This is a genomic window from Winogradskyella sp. PE311 (assembly GCF_046545555.1).
GTDB lineage: Bacteria > Bacteroidota > Bacteroidia > Flavobacteriales > Flavobacteriaceae > Winogradskyella.
On record NZ_JBHZTH010000001.1, the window covers coordinates 1,704,781 to 1,730,495 of the forward strand.

15 protein-coding genes are annotated in these 25,715 nt (G+C 33.7%); 13 read left to right on the forward strand and 2 right to left on the reverse strand.

Annotation, left to right across the window (positions count from 1 at the left end; translation table 11 throughout):
- The first annotated feature begins 171 nt into the window (after positions 1–171).
- The 5 genes from ACFWU4_RS07280 (at position 172) to ACFWU4_RS07300 (ending at position 9,864) form a co-directional block, all read left to right on the forward strand.
- Positions 172–5,334, forward strand: coding sequence for a discoidin domain-containing protein (locus ACFWU4_RS07280; RefSeq protein ID WP_411126313.1), 5,163 nt, complete (start codon positions 172–174; stop codon positions 5,332–5,334).
- Between the two features lie 177 nt (positions 5,335–5,511).
- On the forward strand, positions 5,512–7,047 hold the full coding sequence (gene guaA / locus ACFWU4_RS07285) for a glutamine-hydrolyzing GMP synthase (RefSeq protein ID WP_411126315.1): 1,536 nt from the start codon (positions 5,512–5,514) through the stop codon (positions 7,045–7,047).
- Positions 7,048–7,105: 58 nt separating this feature from the next.
- The gene (locus ACFWU4_RS07290) at positions 7,106–9,010 is read left to right on the forward strand and encodes a LysM peptidoglycan-binding domain-containing protein (protein ID WP_411126317.1); all 1,905 of its coding nucleotides are present in this window, start codon (positions 7,106–7,108) and stop codon (positions 9,008–9,010) included.
- Between the two features lie 148 nt (positions 9,011–9,158).
- Positions 9,159–9,635: a DUF922 domain-containing protein gene (locus tag ACFWU4_RS07295; RefSeq protein ID WP_411126319.1), complete on the forward strand. Its 477-nt coding sequence runs from the start codon at positions 9,159–9,161 to the stop codon at positions 9,633–9,635.
- 1 nt (position 9,636) lies between these two features.
- Complete coding sequence (locus tag ACFWU4_RS07300) at positions 9,637–9,864, forward strand: DUF3820 family protein (protein WP_411126321.1); 228 nt, start codon at positions 9,637–9,639, stop codon at positions 9,862–9,864.
- A 9-nt stretch (positions 9,865–9,873) separates the two neighbouring features.
- Here the strand turns inward: ACFWU4_RS07300 and ACFWU4_RS07305 are convergent, their stop codons facing one another.
- Positions 9,874–10,434 carry a hypothetical protein gene (locus ACFWU4_RS07305; RefSeq protein WP_411126323.1) on the reverse strand — a complete coding sequence of 187 codons (561 nt, stop codon included), beginning with the start codon at positions 10,432–10,434 and terminating at the stop codon, positions 9,874–9,876.
- 1,006 nt (positions 10,435–11,440) lie between these two features.
- Here ACFWU4_RS07305 and ACFWU4_RS07310 point away from each other — a divergent pair.
- A complete protein-coding gene (locus ACFWU4_RS07310; RefSeq protein WP_411126325.1) occupies positions 11,441–13,057 on the forward strand; it encodes a CTP synthase in 1,617 nt (538 codons plus the stop codon).
- 88 nt (positions 13,058–13,145) lie between these two features.
- Positions 13,146–15,050 carry a membrane protein insertase YidC gene (gene yidC / locus ACFWU4_RS07315; protein WP_411126327.1) on the forward strand — a complete coding sequence of 635 codons (1,905 nt, stop codon included), beginning with the start codon at positions 13,146–13,148 and terminating at the stop codon, positions 15,048–15,050.
- A 415-nt stretch (positions 15,051–15,465) separates the two neighbouring features.
- On the opposite strand, the gene ACFWU4_RS07320 is transcribed toward yidC, so the two are convergent.
- Complete coding sequence (locus ACFWU4_RS07320) at positions 15,466–16,458, reverse strand: fasciclin domain-containing protein (protein WP_411126329.1); 993 nt, start codon at positions 16,456–16,458, stop codon at positions 15,466–15,468.
- Positions 16,459–16,520: 62 nt separating this feature from the next.
- Here ACFWU4_RS07320 and ACFWU4_RS07325 point away from each other — a divergent pair, with 62 nt between their 5' ends.
- From ACFWU4_RS07325 to ACFWU4_RS07350, 6 genes are all read left to right on the forward strand, one after another.
- On the forward strand, positions 16,521–17,231 hold the full coding sequence (locus tag ACFWU4_RS07325) for a toxin-antitoxin system YwqK family antitoxin (RefSeq protein WP_411126331.1): 711 nt from the start codon (positions 16,521–16,523) through the stop codon (positions 17,229–17,231).
- Between the two features lie 113 nt (positions 17,232–17,344).
- Positions 17,345–18,532, forward strand: a complete 1,188-nt coding sequence (gene mnmA / locus ACFWU4_RS07330) for a tRNA 2-thiouridine(34) synthase MnmA (protein WP_411126333.1) — start codon at positions 17,345–17,347, stop codon at positions 18,530–18,532.
- A 108-nt stretch (positions 18,533–18,640) separates the two neighbouring features.
- Positions 18,641–20,257, forward strand: coding sequence for a S8 family serine peptidase (locus tag ACFWU4_RS07335; protein ID WP_411126335.1), 1,617 nt, complete (start codon positions 18,641–18,643; stop codon positions 20,255–20,257).
- A 71-nt stretch (positions 20,258–20,328) separates the two neighbouring features.
- Positions 20,329–21,270: an NAD(P)H-dependent flavin oxidoreductase gene (locus ACFWU4_RS07340; RefSeq protein ID WP_411126337.1), complete on the forward strand. Its 942-nt coding sequence runs from the start codon at positions 20,329–20,331 to the stop codon at positions 21,268–21,270.
- 234 nt (positions 21,271–21,504) lie between these two features.
- Positions 21,505–24,165 (forward strand): glycoside hydrolase family 3 C-terminal domain-containing protein, encoded by a 2,661-nt coding sequence (locus ACFWU4_RS07345; RefSeq protein WP_411126339.1) that lies wholly within the window; start codon positions 21,505–21,507, stop codon positions 24,163–24,165.
- 167 nt (positions 24,166–24,332) lie between these two features.
- Positions 24,333–25,715, forward strand: a complete 1,383-nt coding sequence (locus ACFWU4_RS07350) for an MATE family efflux transporter (RefSeq protein WP_411126341.1) — start codon at positions 24,333–24,335, stop codon at positions 25,713–25,715.

Consider the following 25,715-nt stretch of genomic DNA (forward strand, 5'->3'; position numbering starts at 1 on the left):
TAATATTTTATAAATCAAATAGTTTGTCGAAAAAAAGAGCAGTTTAACTTGCTAATTGTTTTATGTAAACGTTTAGTAGTTTTTTTGTGAATAGATTCATGGATAAAGGGCTGTGAAATCTATATTATTTAAAGAACAAATCTAAAATTCTTATCGAATTTTCCTGCTATTATGAAATTATTCCTACGTACTTGTATTTTAATGCTAATGATCTTCTCTGGTCATTTTAGTTTTTCTCAAACACCACAAACTGACGGACAGTGGGGCAATGTAATACCGTTTGATATTGTACCAGTGGCAATGGCAAATTTACCAGATGGTCGTGTAATTACATGGTCAGCAAAATCTAAATTTAGTTTTGGTGGTGCCGATGGTTTTACATACACCCAAATATTTGATCCCACTATAGGTATAGAAGGAGATGTATTACCAGAAACTCTAACTAATACAAATCATGATATGTTTTGTCCAGGTATAAATAATTTGGCTGACGGACGTATTATGGCAACAGGAGGAAGCTCTAGTGGTAAAGCCACTATTTATGATCCTGTTTTAGGTGCTTGGGAGGCAACTGATAATATGAATCGTGCCAGAGGCTATCAAGGCGCAGTAACACTTTCTGATGGTTCTGTTTTTACAATAGGTGGCTCTTGGAGCGGAGGACGTGGCAATAAAGATGCGGAGATTTGGACGGATGATACGGGTTGGACAGTGCTAACAGGTTTACCAAAAGAAATACTTTGGAATGCAAATGACGCCGTTGGCGAGATTACCGCTGAGGGATCTTATAGATTAGATAACCATGCATGGCTATGGGCAGCACCAAATGGAAAAATTTTTCATGCAGGTCCTGGTGAAACTATGCATTGGATTGACGTTACAGGCAATGGATCTTCCACAGTGGTAGGACAAAGAGGTAGTGATGTATATTCCATGAATGGTACTACAGTAATGTATGATATCGGAAAAATTTTAAAATTTGGAGGAAGTACGTCTTATTCTCAAGGTACACCAAGTAATAAGAATGCTTATATAATAGATATAAATGATGAAAACAATGTTACCGTAACTCTGACTGCAAATACTCCAGAAGAGGGAAGAATATTTCCAACTTCGGTAGTATTACCAAATGGCGAAGTGTTGCTTATTGGTGGGATGGAAACCTCCGTTCCTTTTTCAGATAATGGTGCTCACTTATCATTAGAAATATTTAATCCTGATGATAATTCTATTAGGACTGTAGTTGATATGGATGAAGCTAGAACATATCACAGCGCAGGATTATTATTAAATGATGGACGTGTTTTAATGGGAGGTGGAGGTCTCTGTGGTGGTTGTAATACTAATCACGCTAATGCAGAAATATACAGCCCACCTTATTTGTTTGACATCAATGGTGATTTAGCGGTTCGCCCAACTTTAAGTGCGCCAGACACAGCTTACTATGATGGTGTTTTACCCGTTTTAACATCAACAGATGTTACGGAATTTTCATTTGTAAGATTGTCATCAGCGACTCATAGTGTTAATAATGAGCAACGAAGAGTGCCTGTAACATTTACAGGTAGTAACGGTGATTTTCAACTGAACATGCCCAATGCTAATATAATGCCTCCAGGTTATTACATGTTATTTGCAATGAATGCAGATGGAGTACCGAGTCTATCAAAAACGGTATTAGTTAAAGATGACGATAGTATTATTATGAAAGATAATTTAATTGTTGCTTATGATTTTTTTGAAGGTATTGGATCCCTAATTAACGATTTATCAGGTAATAGTAATAGCGGAACAATTAAACAGCGCGACGATAACGGTAATGAGATTACACTAACTGATAATTTCTGGAATGAAGATGGTTTTCTAGGAACATCTCTAGAGATGGATGGTCTAGACTATTTAAGTAATTCAATTGTAGAAATTCCTACATCGACATCTCTCGAAACTTTGACTAATCAAATTTCTGTCATGGCTTGGGTTAACAGAAATACTGGCAGCGTTATACCTGCCAATGGTAATATTCCTAATGCTACAATATTTGCTCACGAGTTTCCGTCATTATATTTTGGTTATGTACAAGACCAATATCAGTTTAGAATATTAACAGATTCTAATAGCCTTGCTAATTGTGTGGTAGGTGAGTATGTACCAGGTGAATGGGAGCATGTAGCAGGAACTTATGATGGAGTAAATCTAAGACTTTATGTAAATGGTCAAGAAATTTGTAGTACGCCTATAACAGGTAATATGAAGATTAATACGGAGGTTGCTGGCGACGATACTTTTACGTTAAGTGGTTTTTATGATACTCAAACAATAGGTCAGCTACCAGGTTATGCAAATGGAAGTGGTATAACAGATGAATTAGATGGTAGTATGGACAAGTTTAAACTGTACAATATTGCCCTTACGAGCCAAGATATTCAAAATATATATAACGAGGAGGTTGGTGATGTTCAATTAGAATTAGAGAATAATTTAGCGTTAAATCAACCTACATCTCAATCTAGTTTATTTACAAATGGAGAATCGTCCAAAGCTGTAGATGGTAACACTGATGGGAACTTTGGTGCGAATCCTAATTCAGTTACACATACTACATCAGGTGATACTGATGCATGGTGGAGAGTAGATTTGGGTGACGATTATGATTATGATTTAACAGCTATTCGCATATATAATAGAACGGATTGTTGTGTTGAGCGTTTAGAAGATGCTAGCGTTTATATTGGAAATATTGATAGTACGGATCCATCTGACTATACATTAGTTGGCACACTGACACAAAATTCAGTTCAAATTTTAACTCAGAATTTAGATGTTGCTAGGTATGTAATGATCCGTCAAAACGGTATTATTAGCTTGGCTGAAGTACAAGTTTTTGGTGAGCTTACAAATTGTCCTGCAGAAGGGACTTCTTGCGATGATGGAAATCCTAATACAAGTAATGACGTAGAAAGCGGAGAATGCAGTTGCGCAGGTACACCAATAATATGTGAAAATGTAGAAATTATTTCTAATGTTAATGGTGAAACAGATTCTAATGAAACAGAGATTAATGTTTCTGTTGGAGATAATGTTAGTTTGAGTCTTAATTTAGAAGATATAACAAGTTTCATAATTACTGATCCTAATGGTATTGTGCTTGGCAGTAATACAATTAATAATATTGCTTTAAGTCAATCCGGATTATATACAATAACAAGTATTTTAGACCGTGATTCTAATGCACAGCACAGTCCACCATTACCACAGCCAACTGTAATATTTACCAATAGTGAGGAAACGGCAGCTCAGAATAACGTTGCTTCAAATGCTGTAGATGGTAATACAAATACAATTTGGCATACCCAGTATAGTGATATTAATCCTGATACGCCACACCCACATGAAATACAAATTGATTTGGGGATTGAATCAAACATTACTGGCCTAGAATATTTACCAAGGACATCAGGATTAAATGGAACTATTGCAGATTATGAAATATATATTAGTAATTCTACTTCTGTTTGGGGATCAGCAGTTAACTCAGGTACATGGGCTAGTGATAACCAATTAAAAACAGCTAATTTTACAAATGCCATTGGGCGATATGTGCGTTTGGTTGCTTTATCAGAAGTAAATGGAAACGCTTGGGCGTCGGCAGCAGAAATAAGTCTAATTAGAACAGTCCCGACGGCGTGTGTAAAAACCATTCAGATTAGTGTAGATACAGAAACTAATTATACCTTTAATTCTATTGATGGTTGGTTACCTAGTGATCCTAATAATCAATCAAATTTTAATGATGATATTATAATCCAGGATGGAGAAGCTGTGTTTTCTATGAATACAACATGTCGTAATATAACTGTTAATCCTGGAGCCGCTTTAACTATTAATGCAGGTGTTACTTTAACTACTGAAGAGACAACTTTAACTTCGACATCTCAGTTATATTCTAGTTTAATAGCAGATGGAAACATTGAAGGCTCGCTTAAATATCAACGCTACGTAAACGCAAACAATGGTGGTAATGATTTAATTTCACCACCATTACAAGGAGAAACATGGCAGAGTTTTATACAATCTGGCTCTAATGCTTCGGATTTATTGAATGATGGGAATAACAATCCTGTAACTTATTTATTTGGTCCATTTGATAAAGATCAGGACGATTTTATCAATTATACTGATGCTGCAACATCAGTTCTAATAAGTGGAAAAGGTTATAGAGCAGGTACAATAGCTGGTTCAAATTTAACCTTTACAGGTTCGGTACCAAGTGGACAAATTAATGTTAATATTATAGACGCTGGTTCTAATTTTCCGGACTGGAACTTAATCGGTAATCCATACCCATCATATCTAGATATGAATTTATTTTTAAATTATGTTCTTGATTCAAATACAAACCCAGTTACAACTAACATAAGTATATTACAAGATATTTCTGGTATTTATGGCTATGGAGGTAATGGGTCAGCAAATAGATGGAGTATAATTACACTCGCTAATGCTTCACAAAATTTAATGACGCCAGGTCAAGGGTTTTTTGTAGCAGCAAACGATACGTATGTAAATGACTACGATATTGTTTTTGATGATTCTATGAGAGCAATAGGAGCGAATGATGATTTTGTAGAAGGACGTATTGCGCAACAACTCACGTTCTTAAATCTTAATATAAGTAATCATAATGAAGAGTTCACAACGGAATTTTATTTTAATGAAAACGCAAGTTTAGGACTTAACCCTGGATATGATGGTAAATTTTTGGGCAATTACGTTCCGAGTTTTGCAATTTACTCACATCTAGTTGAAGATAACGACGGACTTCCGATTGCCTTACAGGCTTTAAATCCAAATGATTTAGCAGATACAGTAATTCCTTTAGGTGTTAATGCTAATCAAGGTGAAGAAATTGTATTTAGTATTGAAGAAAGCACAATACCATTGAATGTTGAAGTATATTTAGAAGATAACTTTACTAATAGTATTACACTTTTAAATAACACTAACTATAGTTTGGTGCCTTCTACTAATTTAAATGGAACAGGTAGATTTTATCTCCGTTTTGCATCATCAGTATTATCAACTAACGAAAATAGTTTTGATTATTTAGAAATTTATGCAACTTCAGACCCTAAAGTTTTGGTCATAAGTGGCGAATTAAATTCTCAAACTAATTTACACTTGTACGATGTCCAAGGGCGATTAGTACTCACTAGAAAAATTGATCATTTAAAAGTTTTAAATACTATTGATGTTTCAATGTTAGGAAATGGCGTATATATTGCTAAAGTTTTTAATGATAGTCAGAGCAAAACCAAAAAGCTAATCATTAAGTGATAGTAATGAAATTTCATCTCTGGCTTTTGGTTTGACTTTTAACATAATAAATTAGATTTTTTTATAGGAATTGAACACTTTTTTAGTGAGAGTTTTTATAGATTTTTGTGTTAACAATTTTCAAAAAAATTTATTTTCTGGTGGTTTTAGTTTTAGTTGCAATCGTTATTTTTGCACATGCAAAACAATAAAGTCCTTATTTTAGATTTCGGATCGCAATACACGCAATTAATTGCGCGGCGAGTTAGAGAGTTAAACATCTATTGCGAAATACACCCATTCAATAAAATACCTGCAGATTCAGAAAGCTTTAAAGCTGTTATTTTATCTGGTAGCCCAAATTCTGTAAGAGGAGAAGACGTCTTGCATCCAGATCTTTCAGAAATAAGAGGAAAGAAACCTCTGTTGGCCGTTTGTTATGGGGCACAATATTTAGCCCACTTTTCTGGTGGAAAAGTTGCAGAATCGAATACTAGAGAATATGGTCGAGCGCATCTTAGTTTTGTAAAAGACGATGAAGATTTTTTTACTGGTATTTCTAAAGGAAGTCAAGTTTGGATGAGTCATAGTGATACTATAAAAGAATTACCAACTAACGGCTTACTTTTGGCAAGTACTCACGATGTGGAGAATGCAGCGTACAAAATAAAAGGCGAAACTACATATGCTATTCAATTTCATCCAGAAGTTTATCACACTACGGATGGTAGGCAACTACTGGAGAATTTTTTAGTACATATAGCCAGAGTAGAACAAGATTGGACACCAGATTCCTTTGTTGATGAAACCGTTGCAAACCTCAAAGATCAATTAGGAAATGATAAAGTTGTTTTAGGTTTGTCTGGTGGCGTAGATTCTTCTGTTGCAGCCATGTTATTGCATAAAGCAATCGGAAAAAATTTGTATTGTGTATTTGTTAATAACGGTCTTTTGCGTAAAAACGAATTCACAGATGTACTAAAGCAATACGAAGGCATGGGCTTAAACGTAAAGGGTGTTGATGCTTCGGCACGCTTTTTGGATGCTTTAGCAGGGAAGAGCGATCCTGAAGAAAAACGAAAAACTATAGGCCGTGTATTTATTGAGGTTTTTGATGATGAAGCTACAAGAATAAAAGATGTAAAATGGTTGGCGCAAGGCACTATCTATCCTGATGTAATAGAAAGCGTCTCTGCAACAGGCGGACCAAGTGCAACAATAAAAAGTCATCATAATGTTGGTGGATTACCCGATTTTATGAAGCTTAAAGTTGTAGAACCATTAAAGACATTATTTAAAGACGAAGTTAGGCGTGTTGGAGCATCTATGCATATGGATAAAGAACTGTTAGGAAGGCATCCTTTTCCAGGACCAGGATTAGCGATTCGAATTCTAGGAGATCTAACTCGCGAGAAAGTACGTATATTACAAGAGGTTGATGCTGTTTTTATTAATAACTTAAGATCTTGGAACCTATACGATAAAGTGTGGCAAGCAGGTGCAATTTTACTTCCTGTGAATAGCGTAGGAGTTATGGGTGACGAGAGAACTTACGAAAAGTGTGTTGCATTAAGAGCAGTAGAAAGCACTGATGGAATGACGGCAGATTGGGTAAATCTTCCATATGAATTTTTACAAAAAACCTCGAATGAAATAATAAATAAGGTGAAAGGCGTTAATAGAGTAGTATATGACATTAGTTCTAAACCGCCAGCAACTATTGAATGGGAATAAATATGTGACTTTTCACAAGTTTTGTTTTCTAAAGTTAAAGCTTGACAAATATATTTACATGAAGAATTTTGTAACATCGTTATTAATTGTTTTTACACTTAGTCTGAGTGCTCAAAAGTATAAAGAGCATAAGGTGAAAACTGGTGAGACTATTGAAAGTATTGCAAAGCAATATCTGGTAACACCATTTGATATTTTCGCTTTAAATCCTGATGCAAGGACAAAATTTCAGCCTAACACGGTTTTAATAATTCCTAATTCTAAAATCAAAAACGAAGCTATTGAAGAAGAAACACGTGAGCTTATCGGTTATAAAAACCATAAAGTTAAGCGTAAAGAGACACTTTATGGTTTGTCTGAAAAATATAATATCTCTGAAGAAGATATAAAAAAAGCGAACAGATCGCTTTATTCTGAAAATCTAAAAAAAGGGGATCGCATTAGAATTCCTAAATTTAAAACCTTTATTTCAAAGCAGACTTTAAAGAATACAGTCAAAAAATATACGGTTCTTCCTAAGGAAGGTAAATGGCGGATTGCCTATAAATTTGGTATTACAGTTGCAGAATTAGAGGCTTTAAATCCCTTTATGAATGAAGTTATACAGCCAGGTGATAAGCTTAATGTCCCAAATATTAAGGATCAAGAAGAGAAGCAAGTAGAAGCAGCTTATAATTACTATGAGGTTTTACCAAAAGAAGGTTTTTTTAGATTGAAAGTAAAAACAGGTTTAACGCAAGAAGAACTTGAAAACTTAAATCCAGAATTAAAAGAAAGCGGACTTCAGCCAGGTATGGTTTTAAAGATTCCTGTCTCTATAGATGTATCTGGTAACCTTTCTGATGTAGAGACTACAAACTTAAAAAGTAATTTAAAAAATTTTAAGACAAAAAAACTAGCGTTGATGTTGCCTTATCAACTAGATAAAATTGATGTTGATGCTATCGAAGAAACTAAGGACATGATTAAAAATAGAGGTTTATTGTCTTTGGTTTTAGATTTTCATATTGGTGTGACAATGGCTTTAGATTCAGCAAAGCAACTAGGTATCTCTACAGATTTAAAAGTATTAGATACGCAGTATCAACCAGGTGTTACGAGTCAGTTATTAAAAGATAACGATTTTTCTGAGTACGATGCTGTTATTGGGCCAATAAAAGAAGAATCTTTTGATAGAGTTGCAACAGCTTTAAAAAGAGATAGGGTGCCGGTAATTGCTGCGCTAAATAAGCCTAAAGAAGTTTACAGTAATGTTTTTCAGACAATCCCAGAAAATAAGTTACTCCAAAAGGCAATGATTGATTTTGTTAAATCAGACAGTTTAAAAACTAAGGTTGTAGTCATTACTGATCAATCACACCGCACAGAAAGCCAAATTTTAAAGAAAGAATTTCCTTCTGCCAAGTTAATATATTCGCAAAAAGATAAAAAAACTAAGAAGGATAATCATTTTATTTATCCAGTACAGTTAGAAAATGTTTTTCAACCAGGTAAAACCATCGTATTTTTAGAAACAAACAATGATACATTTGTGTCAAGTGTTATTAGTATGCTCAACGGGTTAATGGTAGAGAAGACTGAAATTATTTTAGTAACACTCGATAAGAATAAAGCATTTGACGGTAAGGATATTGATAATAATAGTTTGTCTAACCTAAAGTTTCATTATCCATCAGTTAATAAAGATTTTGACGAAACTAAAACAAATGGTTTCGCAAGAGCTTACAGAAAAGAATACGGTGTTTCGCCTAGTAAATATGCAGCACGTGGTTTCGATATTACTTTAGATGTTTTATTACGTCTGGCATCGGAAGATAATCTATATGAAGCTTCAATGGATGCTATTGAAACTGAGTATGTAGAAAACAAGTTTAGATACAGTAAAACGTTATTTGGCGGCTATGTTAATGAAGCCGTCTATATTGTAAAGTTCGATGATCTAAGAATCGTTGAGGCTAATTAGTCTGCAATAATTCTTAAGTATTTGCGTTTTTTAACAAGAGTATTTCACCAAATTTCTATTATTTATTGCTTAACTATTAATGCAGATTAAATCATTTATTTTTTGTGTTCTGTTATCAGTTCTCGTTTTAAAGTCAAACGAAGAAACAATGACTTGGAGTGAAACCCGTAAATTAACTTGGGCCGATTTTAAAGCAAGTCCTAACAAAAACTCTGATGCTGCTGCATTAACGGCCTCAGGTATAACCTTTGGATATTCTCTTAAAACATCTGGAAAAAGGGTAGTAGATTTTACTACATCTGTAGAGGCGCACTTTTATCCGAATAAATCATGGTACTTTAAGAATAGAAGTGATACTTATATTTTAGCACATGAGCAGTTACATTTTGATATTACTGAATTATATGCTCGTAAATTTAGACAACAACTAGAACGCTTGGTGGTTAATCAAAATGTAAAGGACCAGCTTGGGAGATTACATGCAGCTATCAATGAAGCCGTTGATGAAACTCAGAAACGTTATGATGCGCAAAGTAATCATTCAATTAATGTAGAGATGCAAAAACAATGGAGATCTTTTATTACAGAAGAGCTTAAAAAGTTAGATAATTTTAAGTCGCAATAGATTGGAAGGCAGTAAAGAAGCACTTATTGAACTTTCACATTACAAAATGCCTTTTGGAAAATACAAAGGGGATTATCTTGTCGATATACCAGAATATTATTTCGTATGGTTTAAGCAAAAAGGATTTCCAGAAGGAAAACTTGGTCGTATGATGATACAGATGCACGACATTAAAATTAATGGCTTAGAAGAATTAATTTATACAATTAAGCGAGATTTTAAGAAATGAATACTAAAGTTAGTTACTTAATTTTTTTATGCATTGTTCTCTAAGCTTCCAAATATCTTCAAAACTATATAAAATGTTGTTTTTTTTAATCCAGTCTCTCAAGTAAATTTTATGGAAATGGACCTTAAATTCAGATACTTGCTCCGGTAGAATTTGCCTTTCGAGTAAAATATCTTTTTTTATTCTATTAAAATTTGAAGTAGATGATGTGTAATCAAAACGGTTGTTATTTATTTTCAAATAACAATGCGCTTCAGGGATATATTTGAGGTTGGTAGTTTTTAATGTGTCACCTATTTTTGGCGTATTACTATAATTCATTTTATACATTCCCAGAATTAAATCAACACTTATGTTATTTAAATCTGCAACACGTTTTAAAAAGGCATGCTTAGAACTACAGGTTCCCTTTCGTTCTTTCCAAACTAGGCTTAAATCTAAACGATTAGAATTTCTGCCATACGGTAAATATTTAATAAACAAGCATAAAGCATTTAGGGTTGAAATTCCAATTTCATTTATGGATCTTGTCATGGTATCATCTCCATTTAGTAAAAAATCATTCTTCATGTTTTACTTAATAATTTATAAAATTAAAGGTGTTGTACTAAGTTAGGTATGTTAATCTAGTGCATTTTAATTTTTTTCTTTTGGTTATCTATAAACAAAAATATAAGTGTAAAAAGTGGTAAAGTCCACTTTGATGCGCCGATACAATAATTTAATGACTGAAAAATAACATCAAAATTTAGTCGAGATAAATATGCCGATTTAGAAAGATCATTGTGAAGAGTTAATAATTTATGATCTGAATATAATTCTATAAAAGGTTCAATAATTAAACCTAAAGTAATAATTAATAAAAGCCTTATAAAGTAAAATTGCAGAGATTTTTCTTCCCATCTTTTGAAGATTTTTTTTAAAAATATATAAAGTATGATGCTAAAAACAATTGTTATGATAAAGCAGAAAAAAGGCAGATAATATTTAAAGTGAATTTCTACAAAACCATCAGATAGTCCATAATGTAAGTAAGAATGTAATAAAATTTTTATTAGAAGATTAACTCCGCTTATTAGAGCATAACCAAATAGAATCCATTTTATAGTATTAAAGATTGGCTGATTCTGTTTCATTTCTTTCTTTTTACTTACTGAATTTTCAAGAATTATCTAATGACATTTTAAACGTATCACCTTTATAATTTTTTTGAAAAAGTATTTCCGTAAATTCTTAATTTTTTTCTTCTTTTGTTTCTAAATCAAATTTCTCAATTTTATTCTAGTTCTTATCTAAATAGTCTCAAGTATTTTTTAAAGGTTTAAATAAAACTTCTAGTTTTTCACAAGAACAAAACGTGAAAAATAGGGTTATTAAAATGAAACGGAAATTAGAAGTACAAGTCTTTTGGTAATGTAAGTTCGTCTTTTTTTTCTATTTACCAAAACATATAATATTTGTAATAGATTGATTTATGAAGGAATATTGAAGCATTTTATAACATATAAACAAACCATTAACAATTCTTAAATTACTCGTTTTATTTCGTAAATTTGCCTGCGTTTAACAACGCAACATGACCACAAATCCTAAATATATTTTCGTAACAGGCGGCGTGTCTTCTTCACTGGGAAAAGGCATAATAGCAGCTTCTTTGGCTAAATTACTACAAGCTCAAGGTTACAGAACAACTATTCAAAAACTAGATCCATATATTAATATTGATCCCGGCACCTTAAATCCTTACGAACATGGAGAATGTTATGTAACAGATGATGGTGCAGAAACAGATTTAGATTTGGGGCACTATGAGCGTTTTTTAAATGTGCCTACTTCTCAAGCCAATAATGTAACTACTGGCAGAATTTACCAAAGTGTTATAGATAAAGAGAGACGAGGAGAATTTTTAGGCAAGACTGTACAAGTTATTCCTCATATTACAGATGAAATTAAACATAGAATACAGATTTTAGGTAATTCTGGGGATTATGATATTGTTCTTACAGAAATTGGTGGAACAGTTGGTGATATTGAATCGTTACCATATATAGAGGCAGTACGTCAGTTGCAGTGGGATTTAGGCGATAACAATGCTTTGGTTATTCATCTCACTTTGATCCCTTATTTATCAGCTGCTGGAGAATTGAAAACTAAGCCAACGCAACATAGTATAAAAACGTTGATGGAAAGTGGTGTGCACGCTGATATTTTGGTTTGCAGAACGGAACATGAGCTTAATGAGGGTTTAAAGGCTAAATTAGCGCGTTTTTGTAATGTAAAGCAAGAAGCTGTAATACAATCTATAGATGCGTCTACTATTTATGACGTACCTAACCTTATGCTAGATGAGGGTTTAGATAAAGTCGTGTTAGATATGCTCGATTTAAAAAGTGATGAACCAGATTTAGGACGATGGAATGAATTTTTAAAGCGTCATAAAAATCCAAAAAGTGAAGTGACAATAGGTCTTATTGGTAAGTATGTAGAACTTCAAGATTCTTATAAATCTATTTTAGAAGCCTTTATTCATGCTGGTGCAGAGAATGAAGTAAAAGTGAATATTGAGTCTATACATTCCGAATATTTAAATGAAGATAATGTCGAATTTAAATTAAAACATCTCGATGGTGTGTTGGTAGCTCCAGGATTTGGAGAGCGCGGAGTGGAAGGGAAAATAGAAGCTGTTAGATACGTGAGAGAGCATAATATTCCATTCCTAGGAATTTGTCTAGGTATGCAAATGGCAGTTATAGAATATGCCAGGAATGTACTGAATCTTAAAGATGCGAACTCCATTGAAATGGATGATAAAACAAAAAACCCTGTTATTAATTTAATGGAATCGCAAAAGGATGTCATTAATATGGGTGGGACAATGCGATTGGGTGCTTGGGAATGTTCGATTGGTGAAGAGAGTATAGCTCATAAGGTTTATGGCACTTCTAGTATAAAAGAACGCCATAGACATCGTTTTGAGTTTAATGATTATTATAAAAGTCAGATTGAGGCTGCAGGAATGAAAGCTACAGGATTAAATCCTGAAACTGGGCTTGTAGAAATCATTGAAATACCAAGTCACAATTGGTTTGTTGGTGTGCAATACCACCCAGAGTATAAAAGTACAGTAGCAAATCCTCATCCATTATTTGTTGCATTTGTGGGCGCAGCACTTAAGTATAAAAAGAAAAAATAATATGTCACTTTGGCGTAAAGTGAATTTTGGATAACTTTTTGGGTTATAAAAAGAACTAATCAATGACCACTTTGTGTGGTAAATAAATATGGAAGAAAAGAAATTCGACATTAATTCTATTATAGGATTCATTCTCATTTTTGGGATATTAATTTATATAATGTATCAGAATAGTCCCAGTCCAGAAGAGGTTGAGGCACAACAAAAAGCAAAGCAAGAATTAGTAGAGGCTGAAAAAAAAGAAAGTAAACAGAACGAAGCTTTAGTAACTAAAGGGGAAGATTATACAAATACGTCAGCCTTAGATTCTACGCGGCAAGTAGCACTTCAAAATAAAGTTGGTTCATTTGCTTATGCATTGGGCTTATCTGGTGAAGATCAAACTATTGTTGAGACAGATGTTTTTGAGTTAAAGTTTAATAAGAAGGGTGGTCATTTAGCAGAGGTTAAGCTAAGGAATTTTGTAGATTATGATTCTGTACCTATTTATTTAGTTAAAGACCAAAACAGTGCATTTAATATTACTTTCGGAACTTCTGATAATCGTACACTAAATACACAAGACTTTCCATTTCAACCAAGTGTTTCTAAAAATGGCGAAAATACCATAGTTTCTATGAAACTTAAAGTTTCAGAATCTTCTTTTTTAGAGTATAGATACGAGTTAAAACCAAATGATTATATGATTGATTTTTCAATCAAATCACAAGGTTTAAGTGGTGTATTTAACACTTCACAACCCATATCTTTAGATTGGAAACAAAAAAGTATTAGGCACGCAAAAAGTATAAGTTACGAAAACCGTTACACAAGATTAACTTATCGACATGATGGAGATAAGATTGATAAATTGGCGCAAGCAGGTGATGATGAAGAAACAGTTGATGATGTAGAATGGTTTTCTTACAGACAACATTTCTTTAGTAGTATTTTGGTCCCTAATGATGGTGCACTAAAAAATGTTGCTATATCATCGAAAGATTTAGTTGAAGATGAAGAAATCGATACATCATTTTTAAAACTGTACACAGCAAAGTTACCACTTGCTTATAACGGTGGAGAGGTTAATAAAAACTTTGGTTTGTACTACGGTCCAACAGATGCAAAGACATTAAAAACCTATGAAAAAGGTTTAGAGGAAAGTATACCATTTGGTTGGGGTATTTTTGGTTGGATTAATAAAATGATTTTTATACCACTATTTGGATTTTTAAGTGGATTCTTACCATACGGTTTTGCAATTATTGTAATGACAATTATGGTTAAAATAGTATTGTCTTTTGTACAGTATAAGCAGTTTTTGTCTCAGGCTAAGATGAAAATTCTAAAGCCAGAGTTAGAAGCAATAAAAGCAAAGTACAAGGATAATAAAATGAAGGCACAGCAAGAAACTATGGCCTTGCAAAGTAAAGCTGGTGCGAGCCCTTTAAGTGGGTGCTTGCCAGGTTTAATGCAAATACCTGTGTTTTATGCTTTGTTTATGTTTTTTCCAACAGCATTTGAGTTAAGGCAAAAAAGTTTCCTTTGGGCAGACGATTTAAGTTCATATGATTCTATTTTAGATTTACCATTTCCAATACCACTATATGGAGATCACGTTGCATTATTTCCAATTTTAGCCGCTATTGCAATTTTCTTTTATATGAAAATGACAACAGGTCAACAAATGGCACAGCAACCTACTCAAGAAGGCATGCCAGACATGGGTAAAATGATGAAGTACATGATTTATTTCTCACCACTATTAATGTTAGTGTTCTTTAATAATTATGCATCAGGATTAAGTTTATATTATTTCATTTCTAACTTAATTAGCATTGGTATTATGTTGGTTATTAAAAACTACATTATCGATGAAGATAAAGTATTAGCTAAAATTGAGGTAAGTAAAACAAAACCTAAGAAACAGAACAAGTTTCAAAAGAAGATGGCGGATATGATGGCGCAAGCAGAGCAGCAGAAACAAGCACAACAAAAAAATAAAAAGAAGTAATTAAGTTGTTACTATAATTAAAGCCTTAGTTTATACTAAGGCTTTTTTAATGTCCTTATTTAAAATATTTTAGTATTGAGACTATTTATAGAAAAATACTGTAGCATAAGTATTATAAACATTAAAAAGTTTTATTTAAGAACAGATGCTAAGGTTTTATCAAATAATTAGTTGTGAGTTCTTATTACCCAAGTAAATCTCCCTTAAAATTATTTATAAGCTTTTCATTAGATTATTTTTTTAAAGAGCTTAATTTTACTGGGCTTTACCAAATCATTACTTTAGTGTCAGCGATATTCTATAATTAAGTTGTAAAAAATCATATATAAAGAGAAAGCCCGTTGACTAAACAACGAGCTTTCTACTAACTAAATCAATCAATATAAAAATGAGGTAATCAGCCTCGATCTTTCTCTTATAAAGCAGGTAGTATAACCGTATCTATTACATGAACAACACCATTAATTCCTTGGATGTTTACTAAAGTAGTAACAATATTACTTACTCTGTCATTTGGATCAGTAAGAGTAAAGTTTACATTATCAGCAGTAAGCTCAGCACCTAAAGTCATAACCGGTCCGTTTGGTAAACCAGATGATTGTATGTTGCCACTTACAATATGGCTTAATAAAACTGCATCTGTTGTAGCAGCATTTAACTCGCCTTCTCCTTCACCAAATCCTGACAGTTCTAATTCAGCTAAAACATTAGCGAATGCAGTATTAGTTGGCGCGAAAACAGTGAATGGACCTGCAGATGCGTCAGAAACAGTTGCAATGAAAGGAACTGTTGGGCTTCCTGTATCTGCATAAGCTAGAGCATCTACTAATAAGGATAAAGCTGGATTAGTTGTTGCAAATGTTGCTATAGTAGGCAAATCAATTACCGTATCAACAATGTGTACTACACCATTAGTTGCAAAGTTATCCGCGCTCGTCACAGTAGAAGCACCATTTAATACAACTCCATTTGTAGTATCGAAGTATAAACTTAAATTTTCATTATTAGGACCAGTTGCAGCAGTATTGGTATAACCCGAACCTAAACCAACTAAATCCGTCGCTGTTACACTTGTACCAATAATAACATGGTTTAATAATATATTTCTAACTAAAGCTTCTTCTGACGTAGATAAGTTATCTAAATCTAAACCTGTTGCGGTTAGTAAAGCTGTAAAAGCATCATTACTTGGTGCGAACACTGTAAAAGGTCCATCGCCTTGCAATGTTGATACTAAATCTGTAGCTTCTAATGCCGCAGCTAGAGACGTTAAATTGTTAGCTAAAGCAATATCCACAACAGTAGTTGTTTGCATGTTTGAGCCGTTGTCATCATCGTCACATCCAGTTAATCCTATAACCAATAGAAATACTGTAAGTAATTTGAAAGTTTTTGAAATAATTTTCATTTTTTTGAGTTTTTAAAATTGTTCATCATACAAACACTCTGTTTGTTTAACAAAAATATAAAATGATTAAACAAAAATTAATTTTCACTTTAATTTTTACAATAATTTTAACAACTGTAAGTGCACAAAAATCCGTCAATCAGTTCGATAAAAAGGGTAAACGCCACGGTTTATGGACGAAAAATTACTTTGAGACTAACCAAAAACGTTATGAAGGCCAATTTGATCATGGAAAAGAGGTAGATACCTTTAGCTATTACACATTATCTAAAGGTAAAAGTGTTCTAAGTGCAACAAAAGTCTTTAATAGAAAGGATAGTGTTGCCGAAGTAAAATTCTATACATCTAGAAAGATTGTCATCAGTGAGGGTAATATGAATGGGAAACACTACATAGGTAAATGGGTATATTATCATAAGAATTCCTCAGATAAAATGATTATCGAAAATTATAATCAACAAGGCAATCTAGAAGGGGATCGTACTGTGTTTTATAAAGAAGGGAAAATAGCAGAAAGCGCATTTTATGAAAATGGAAAATTAGAAGGTGAATCTAAATGGTTTTCAGAAACTAGCATCCTCTTAAGACATTCAAAATATAAAAAAGATGAACTCAATGGATTAACTATAAATTATGATTCTAAAGGCAATGTAACCTCTCAAGGTGATTATCTAAACGATAAAAAAGCTGGTACATGGAAATACTACCAAGACGGTAAAATTAAAAAAGAAATCGATCATACAAACAATGTAGTTCTTAAAAAGTATAAATAGTTTTAGCCTATTGTAGAAATAGTTTTTCAGTATGGCAATCTGTTCTAGATTGCCTTTTTTATTTTGTAATTTTGCATCGGTTTACGAACTAAATATTAATAAAATTATTTACAGTGAAACGTGTTATAGTAGGTCTTTCTGGTGGCGTAGATTCTAGTGTGGCAGCCTTTCTTTTAAAAGAACAAGGCTATGAGGTTATTGGCCTATTTATGAAGAACTGGCACGATGATTCCGTTACCATTTCAGACGAATGTCCATGGTTAGAAGATAGTAACGATGCTATGTTAGTAGCTGATAAGTTGGGTATTCCATTTCAGACGGTAGATTTAAGTGTTCAATACAAGGAGCGCATCGTGGACTACATGTTTAATGAGTATGAAAAAGGACGTACACCAAACCCAGATGTTTTGTGTAATCGCGAAATAAAATTCGATGTTTTTATGGATATCGCGATGGAATTAGGGGCAGATTACGTGGCAACTGGTCATTACTGCAGAAAAGCTACTATTGAAAAGGATGGAAAAGAAGTGCATCAACTTTTATCTGGTGTAGATACCAATAAAGATCAGTCTTACTTTTTATGTCAGTTATCTCAAACGCAGTTAGCAAAAGCTTTATTTCCTATTGGTGAGTTAACTAAACCAGAAGTTAGAGAAATTGCAAAGGCACAAGATTTAATTACAGCAGAGAAGAAAGATTCTCAAGGCTTGTGTTTTATAGGTAAGGTTAGACTACCAGAATTTCTTCAACAACAACTAAAACCTAAAGAAGGAGTTATTGTAGAGGTTGCGGATTCTTTTGAGACGTATCATAAAGCAGTTCCAGAATTCAATTCAAAAGAGAAAGAACTTCAATTTTTATCAGAAAAGCCAAAGTACTCAGTCATTGATGGGAATGTAGTTGGAAAACATCAAGGAGCGCATTATTTTACTAAAGGACAGCGAAAAGGTTTAGCTGTTGGAGGTACTGTAGAACCTCTTTTTGTTATAGATACAGATGTAAAAGAAAATGTGATTTATACAGGTCAAGGAAAAAATCACCCAGGTTTATATAGAAATGTATTATTTGTGACTGATGAAGAATTGCATTGGGTTAGAGAAGATTTAGCTTTAAAAGATGGTGAGACTTTATCGGTTATGGCAAGAATTAGATACAGACAAAACTTAGAAAAAGCAATATTACATAAAGTCGATTGTGGCTTGTATGTTGAGTTTAAAAATAAACAATCTGCAATTACCGAAGGTCAATTTGTAGCTTGGTATCTTGAAGATGAATTGATAGGTTCTGGTGTTATTTCTTAATATTCTTGTAAAAAAGGATGTTTTAATGAGGCTAATCCTAGTTAAAAGCTGAATATCGGTAAAGCAAATACATTTAGGATTAATTATGTAGATTGCAAAAAAAAAGTCATGATTAGAAAATTAACCATGCTTTTATTGCTCTTCCTCTCAATAAATAGCTACGCTCAAGAAGATGCTTGGGTCTATTTCATAGATAAACCAAATGTGTCAGCGGCTTTGGCAAATCCCATAACAATTCTTACACAAAAAGCAATTGACAGAAAACAGAATCATAACATTACAATTGATGTGAGAGATGTGCCAGTCAATGAGGTCTATATTGCAGATTTAAAAACGCAATCTGGTATTACAGTAATGGCAAAATCTAAATGGTTTAATGCTGTACATGTTAGAGGTAACGAAATAGATATTAATGCTCTTGACGCACTATCTTTTGTAGATTTTATTGACTTCGCAAATAATAATTTAGATGCAGCGTCAAGAACGGCAGCAATAGAAGATTTTGTTGATGTTGAAGACGAATCAATTGTTTTTGATTATGGAGACACTCAAAACCAAGTAGAAATGGTTAATGTAGACAATCTGCATTTAGATGATTTTACTGGAGAAGGATTAACTATTGCTGTTATGGATTCTGGGTTTCAAAATGTTAATACAATGGGTGCATTTCAGCGCTTAAGAGACAATGGTGATTTGTTAGGTGGTTATGATTTTGTAGATAGAACTGCAGACGTCTATGCAAATACGGATAGTTCTCACGGCACACGAGTATTAAGTACTATGGCAGGATATATGCAAGATGAATTTGTTGGTACTGCGCCAGACGCATCGTATTATTTATTTAGAACAGAACCAGTGGCGACTGAAAACCCAGTTGAAGAAAGTTACTGGGTAGAGGCAGCAGAACGTGCGGATAGTTTAGGTGTAGATTTAATTAATACATCTTTAGCTTATCGCGTTTTCGATAATCCTAATTATGATTATACACCAGCAGAAATGAATGGTCAAATCGCCTACATATCTAAAGGTGCATCTATTGCTAAAGAAAAGGGTATTGTTGTGGTAGTAAGTGCGGGGAATTATGGAAATTCGACATGGGAGACCGTTGGCGCTCCTGCAGATTCACCTGACGTATTATCTGTAGGTGGAGTAGATGCGAATGGAAACTATGTGTCTTTTAGCTCTCGCGGTAGCTCAGCGCAAGTGGGTTATCAAAAGCCAGATGTTGTTGCCAGAGCTGGTAATACTTATGTAGTAGGACAAGATAATAGTATTACTCAAAATGATGGAACGTCATTTAGTGGTCCAATTATATGTGGCAGTATTGCCTCACTTTGGCAAGCTATTCCTGAAGCATCTCCATCAGAAATTATAGATTTTGTAATACAATCTTCGTCTCAGTTCAATGTTCCAGATGATTTTTTAGGTTATGGAATACCAGATTTTGCTCTTGCAAGAAGTTTAGCGTTATCATTAGATGAAAATTTAGAACAAAATTTTAGGTTTTATCCGAGTCCAACAAAGCATACATTAAATATTAAAATGCCACTGACAATAAGTTCTGCGGAGCTTTCAGTTTTCAATCAACTTGGTCAAGAAGTGCTACAACAATCTATTAATGAGGGTATGCAGACTATAAATGTATCGGATTTTGCAGCAGGAATTTATATTATAAAGTTTTCTGCAAAAAATACGTCCGAAACATTTAAATTTATCAAGCAATAAATTAATCACTTCTAATTTTATTCTTTGGAAGAGCTCAGGATGGGTTAAAAAAACTTGTTAATATAAATTGTATGCCAAACAGAATAACAACACTTTTCAATATTAAATATCCAATCATTCAAGCTGGTATGATATGGAATAGTGGTTGGAGATTAGCTTCAGCTGCAAGTAATTCTGGTATTCTAGGTTTAGTTGGTGCAGGATCTATGTATCCAGATGTGTTACGAGAACATATTCAAAAATGTAAAGCTGCGACAGATCGACCTTTTGGTGTAAATGTACCCATGCTATATCCCAACATCCAAGAGATAATGGATATTATAGTTGAAGAAGGTGTAAAGATTGTTTTTACTTCTGCCGGAAATCCTAAAACTTGGACCACTTGGTTGCAAGGTAAAGGAATTACTGTTATACATGTAGTAAGTAGTGTAAAGTTTGCACTAAAAGCGCAAGATGCAGGAGTCGATGCCATTGTAGCCGAAGGATTTGAAGCAGGTGGGCATAATGGACGTGATGAAACCACAACATTAACCTTAATACCTATGGTTAAGGAGCATTTGCAAATTCCACTTATAGCAGCAGGTGGAATTTCCACAGGAAAAGCCATGTTGGCCTGTATGGTTTTAGGAGCCGATGGAGTGCAAGTGGGTAGCCGCTTTGTAGCTAGTGAAGAATCTTCTGCCCACCAAGCTTTTAAGCAAGTGGTAGTCGATGCGAAAGAAGGTGATACACAACTCACCTTAAAAGAATTAGCACCAGTAAGATTAATTAAAAATAAATTTTACAACGAGTTACAAGAACTCTATAAAACTGCACCAACACCAGAGCAACTTAAAGAATTATTAGGAAGAGCGAGAGCCAAGCGTGGTATGTTTGAAGGTGATTTAGACGATGGAGAATTAGAAATCGGACAAATTGCGGGTTTAATTCATGATGTAAAACCAGTTGCTGAGATTGTGGCTGATATGGTTAAAGAGTATGAAGATGCTAAGAAAAATATAAATTCCTTATAAATACATTTATTAACAAATGTTAATTTTATTTTAGAGCATATAATTTTAACCTGCTGAATTTTAAAATTATAAAAATTATCTTCGTTTAGGGTCTTATTTAAGTTATTGAAACAACTCTAGGTTATAATAGATAATCTCAATAGACTCCAAAAATTATTTAGCATTAAAATAGTTCTGTTTTGAGAAATTTACTCCAATTCTAAATACAATAACATAAAAGCTACATGTAAAGATATGAGGTATAAGTTAAAATATTTATTTCTATTAACAGCATTAGTATTTATCGCTTGTGAGGAAACTATACAAAAGGAAGATCTTGCAGTATACAAAGATATTTCTAAATCTTTTGAAGAACGTGCGAAACATTTAGTTTCTCTAATGACTTTAGAAGAAAAAGTAGGTCAAATGCATTACGAATCTCCAACAATAGCACATCTTGATATTCCAGAATATAACTGGTGGAACGAATGTCTACATGGCGTCGCTAGAGCAGGGAAAGCTACGGTTTTTCCTCAAGCCATTGGTATGGCTGCCATGTTTGATAGAGAACATATGGGTGTTATTGCAGATGCAATTTCTGATGAAGCTAGAGCCAAACACCATGAAGCTGTATCTAGAGGCAAACGAAATATCTATCAAGGGTTAACTTTTTGGACGCCAAATATAAATATTTTTAGAGATCCACGATGGGGACGAGGCATGGAGACCTACGGAGAAGATCCATATCTCTCGGGAGAATTAGCTGTACCTTTTATTAAAGGTTTACAAGGTGATGACCCAAAATATTTAAAACTTGTAGCTACAGCAAAACATTTTGCCGTACATAGTGGACCAGAGGAAACACGTCATCACTTCGATGTCTTACCAAGCACACAAGATTTTCTCAACACTTACAGTCCTCATTTTAAAAAAGCAATTGTAGAAGCTGACGTGTATTCTGTAATGTGTGCATATAATGCCTATGCAGGTAAACCATGTTGTGGTAATAAAGATTTAAGTGATTTAATTCGTAATGATTGGGGTTTTAAAGGATATATTGTTTCAGATTGTTGGGCAATACGCGACTTTTATGATAAAAATGTGAAAACACATCAAGTAGTAACAGATAAAAAAGAAGCTGCTGCTATGGCTGTAAAAGCAGGTACAGATTTGAATTGTGGAAATTCATATCCTGCCCTTGTAGAAGCCGTAAAACTTGGTTTAATACAAGAAAAAGAATTAGATGTGTCATTAGAACGATTGGTAGTAGCACGTCTTAAATTAGGGCTTTTTGCTCCTGAAGGAGATGTAAAATATGAAAGTATATCTTACGATGTCGTAGGGTCTGAAAAGCACCGCTTATTTGCATTGGAAGCAGCTCGCAAATCTATGGTATTGTTAAAAAATGAAAAAAACATATTGCCATTATCCAAAGATTTAAAACATGTTGCAGTTATAGGTTCTAGTGCTGATGATATGGAATTGTTATTAGCCAATTATAACGGTTATCCAGAAAAACCGGTCTCTCCTATAGAAGGTATTCGTCGTAAATTACCAAATGCTAAAGTAAATTATGCTATTGGTTGTAAACTAGCAGAAGGACTTCCTGTATTTGAAGCCATGCCAACTTCTGTATTATTCACAGATACGACTAAAAAAGAGCAAGGTTTGAAAGCGGAATACTTTGATAATATCAACTTTGAAGGTATACCAAAGCACACACAAATAGATAGTAATGTAGACAACGTATGGTGGACTAATAAACCATTTGCTGATATGAGTTACGACAATTACTCGGTGCGTTGGAGTGGTGTTGTCTCTGTTGCTAAAACAGGAAAATACGCTATTGCAGGAGAAGCGTTTAGGATGCAAATTTTTTTCAATGATGAATTATTGATTGAAAGAAATGATGTCCACAAACCTAAAAAGCATTACGAATACGTAACGTTAGAAGCAGGTAAAACATATCCTATAAAAATAGAATATCGTAACGAAGATTCTACATATAGTATAGCGCGTTTGTTGTGGGAAGCACCTAGAGTGGATTTAGAAAATGAGGCTTTAGCTATTGCTAAAGGGGCAGATGTTATCATTTTCTATGGAGGAATTAGTCCATTGCTTGAAGGTGAAGAAATGAAAGTGAAAGTTGATGGCTTTCATGGTGGTGATCGAATACATACAAAATTGCCATCTACACAAATAGCATTGCTTAAAAAATTGAAAAAATTAGGCAAACCAATCGTTTTAGTTTTGCTTAATGGTAGTGCACTTTCAATAAATTGGGAAAATGATAATATACCAGCAATTATAGAAGGTTGGTATCCAGGGCAAGAAGGAGGTACTGCTATCGCTGATGTTATCTTCGGAGATTATAATCCAGCAGGTCGCTTACCTTTAACATTCTACAAAGATATTAATGATATACCTGCTTTTGATGATTATAACATGAAAGGAAAAACCTATCGTTATTTTACAGGAACTCCGTTGTATGAATTTGGATATGGATTGAGTTATACTAATTTCGAATATTCTAATCTGAAGATTCCTTCAAAAATTAACGCAGGTGAGGATGTAAAAGTATCGGTAACTATTAAAAACACAGGTAATCTTGCAGGAGAAGAAGTGCCTCAAGTATATGTTGTTAATCCATCCGCTGATGAAAATAATCCAAACATTACCCTATCAGGGTTTGATCGTCTTATGCTTAAAGCAGGAGAGGAAAAAACAGTAAACTTTGTGATTAGAAAAGAACAATTGAGTTTAGTAAATGACGTAAATGGTACCTTAAAGCAAGTTGTGTCAGCTGGACCAGTAACCATATCTATTGGTGGTGCGCAACCAAATACTAAACGAATAGAGAATAAATCTGTGACTTCTAAAACAGTTATTGTTACTGGTGAAATCGTTTTAAATTAGAGAGAATAGGTCTTATGATTTTTAGTTTAATAGACATACGCGATAAAGTAAGAATGGAAACTAGAATTAAACCTAGGAGTTCATTATAACTTTTGGAACTCATAACTTCCTAAAAAGTTCACTCTTTTTATTCAAACTCCTCAGACTAAAACCGCTACTTTTACGTCATGGTTTTAAGCAACTATACCAAAGAATTTAAATACAACCTTAAACTCGCGTCTCCCGTGATTTTAGGTATGCTTGGGCATACTTTTGTGAGCTTTGTAGATAATGTGATGGTTGGGCAATTGGGTGCTGCAGAATTAGCCGCGGTGTCTTTGGGTAATAGCTTTATTTTTATTGCCATGTCTTTGGGTATAGGTTTTTCTACAGCCATTACACCTTTGGTTGCAGAAGCAGATACTGAGCAGAATTTTACTAAAGGTAAGTCCGTTTTTAAACATGGTTTTTTTCTCTGTACAGTTTTAGGTATTGTTTTGTTTTTAATGACCGTTGCCGCTAAGCCCTTAATGTATGTTATGGATCAACCAGAAGAGGTGGTGAAACTAGCGATGCCGTATTTAGATTTAGTGGCATTTTCTTTGGTGCCTTTAATTGTATTTCAGGCGTTTAAACAATTTAGTGATGGTTTATCTTTAACGAAGTACCCAATGTATGCGACTATTATAGCTAATGTTCTAAATGTGGCTATTAATTATGTTTTAATCTTTGGAAAGTTTGGTTTTCCAGAAATGGGTATTGTTGGTGCTGCAGTTGGTACTTTGGTATCGCGTTTCGTTATGCTGTTTTACTTATGGTGGTTATTGGCAAAAAAGGAAAAATCTAAGGCTTTTGTTACTAATATCAAATTCTTTAAACTTAGTAAGCAACCCTTAAAAAAGCTCACCAATTTAGGATTGCCAAGCGCTATGCAAATGTTCTTTGAGGTTGCCATATTTACTGCTGCCATATGGCTCAGTGGTACTTTGGGTAAAAATGCTCAAGCCGCTAACCAGATCGCTTTAAACTTATCTTCTATGACTTTTATGGTAGCAATGGGATTGAGTGTTGCGGCTATGATACGTGTTGGCAATCAAAAAGGGTTAAAAGATTTTAGAGCATTAAAGCGTATTGCAGAGTCTATCTTTTTAGTCGGTTTTATGTTTGCTGTAGTGTTTGCATTATTCTTTGTTATATTCCATACGATGCTTCCAGATTTGTATGTGGATTTAGATGACCCTACCAATGCTGTAGATACTGCTGAGGTGGTTAAAATTGCAGCAACTTTACTGTTAGCAGCTGCTGTGTTTCAGATAAGTGATAGTTTGCAAGTCATTACACTAGGTGCTTTACGTGGACTTCAAGATGTTAAGATACCAACGATCATCACTTTTATTTCGTATTGGGTAATTGGGTTTCCGGTCAGTTACTTTCTAGGCAAAGAAGAGGCTTACGGAAGTCTTGGAATATGGCTTGGATTGTTAGCAGGTTTGAGTGCTGCTGCAATTTTATTGTATATTCGGTTTAATTATCTCACAAAGCGTTTAATTTTGCAACAAGACAAAAATTAG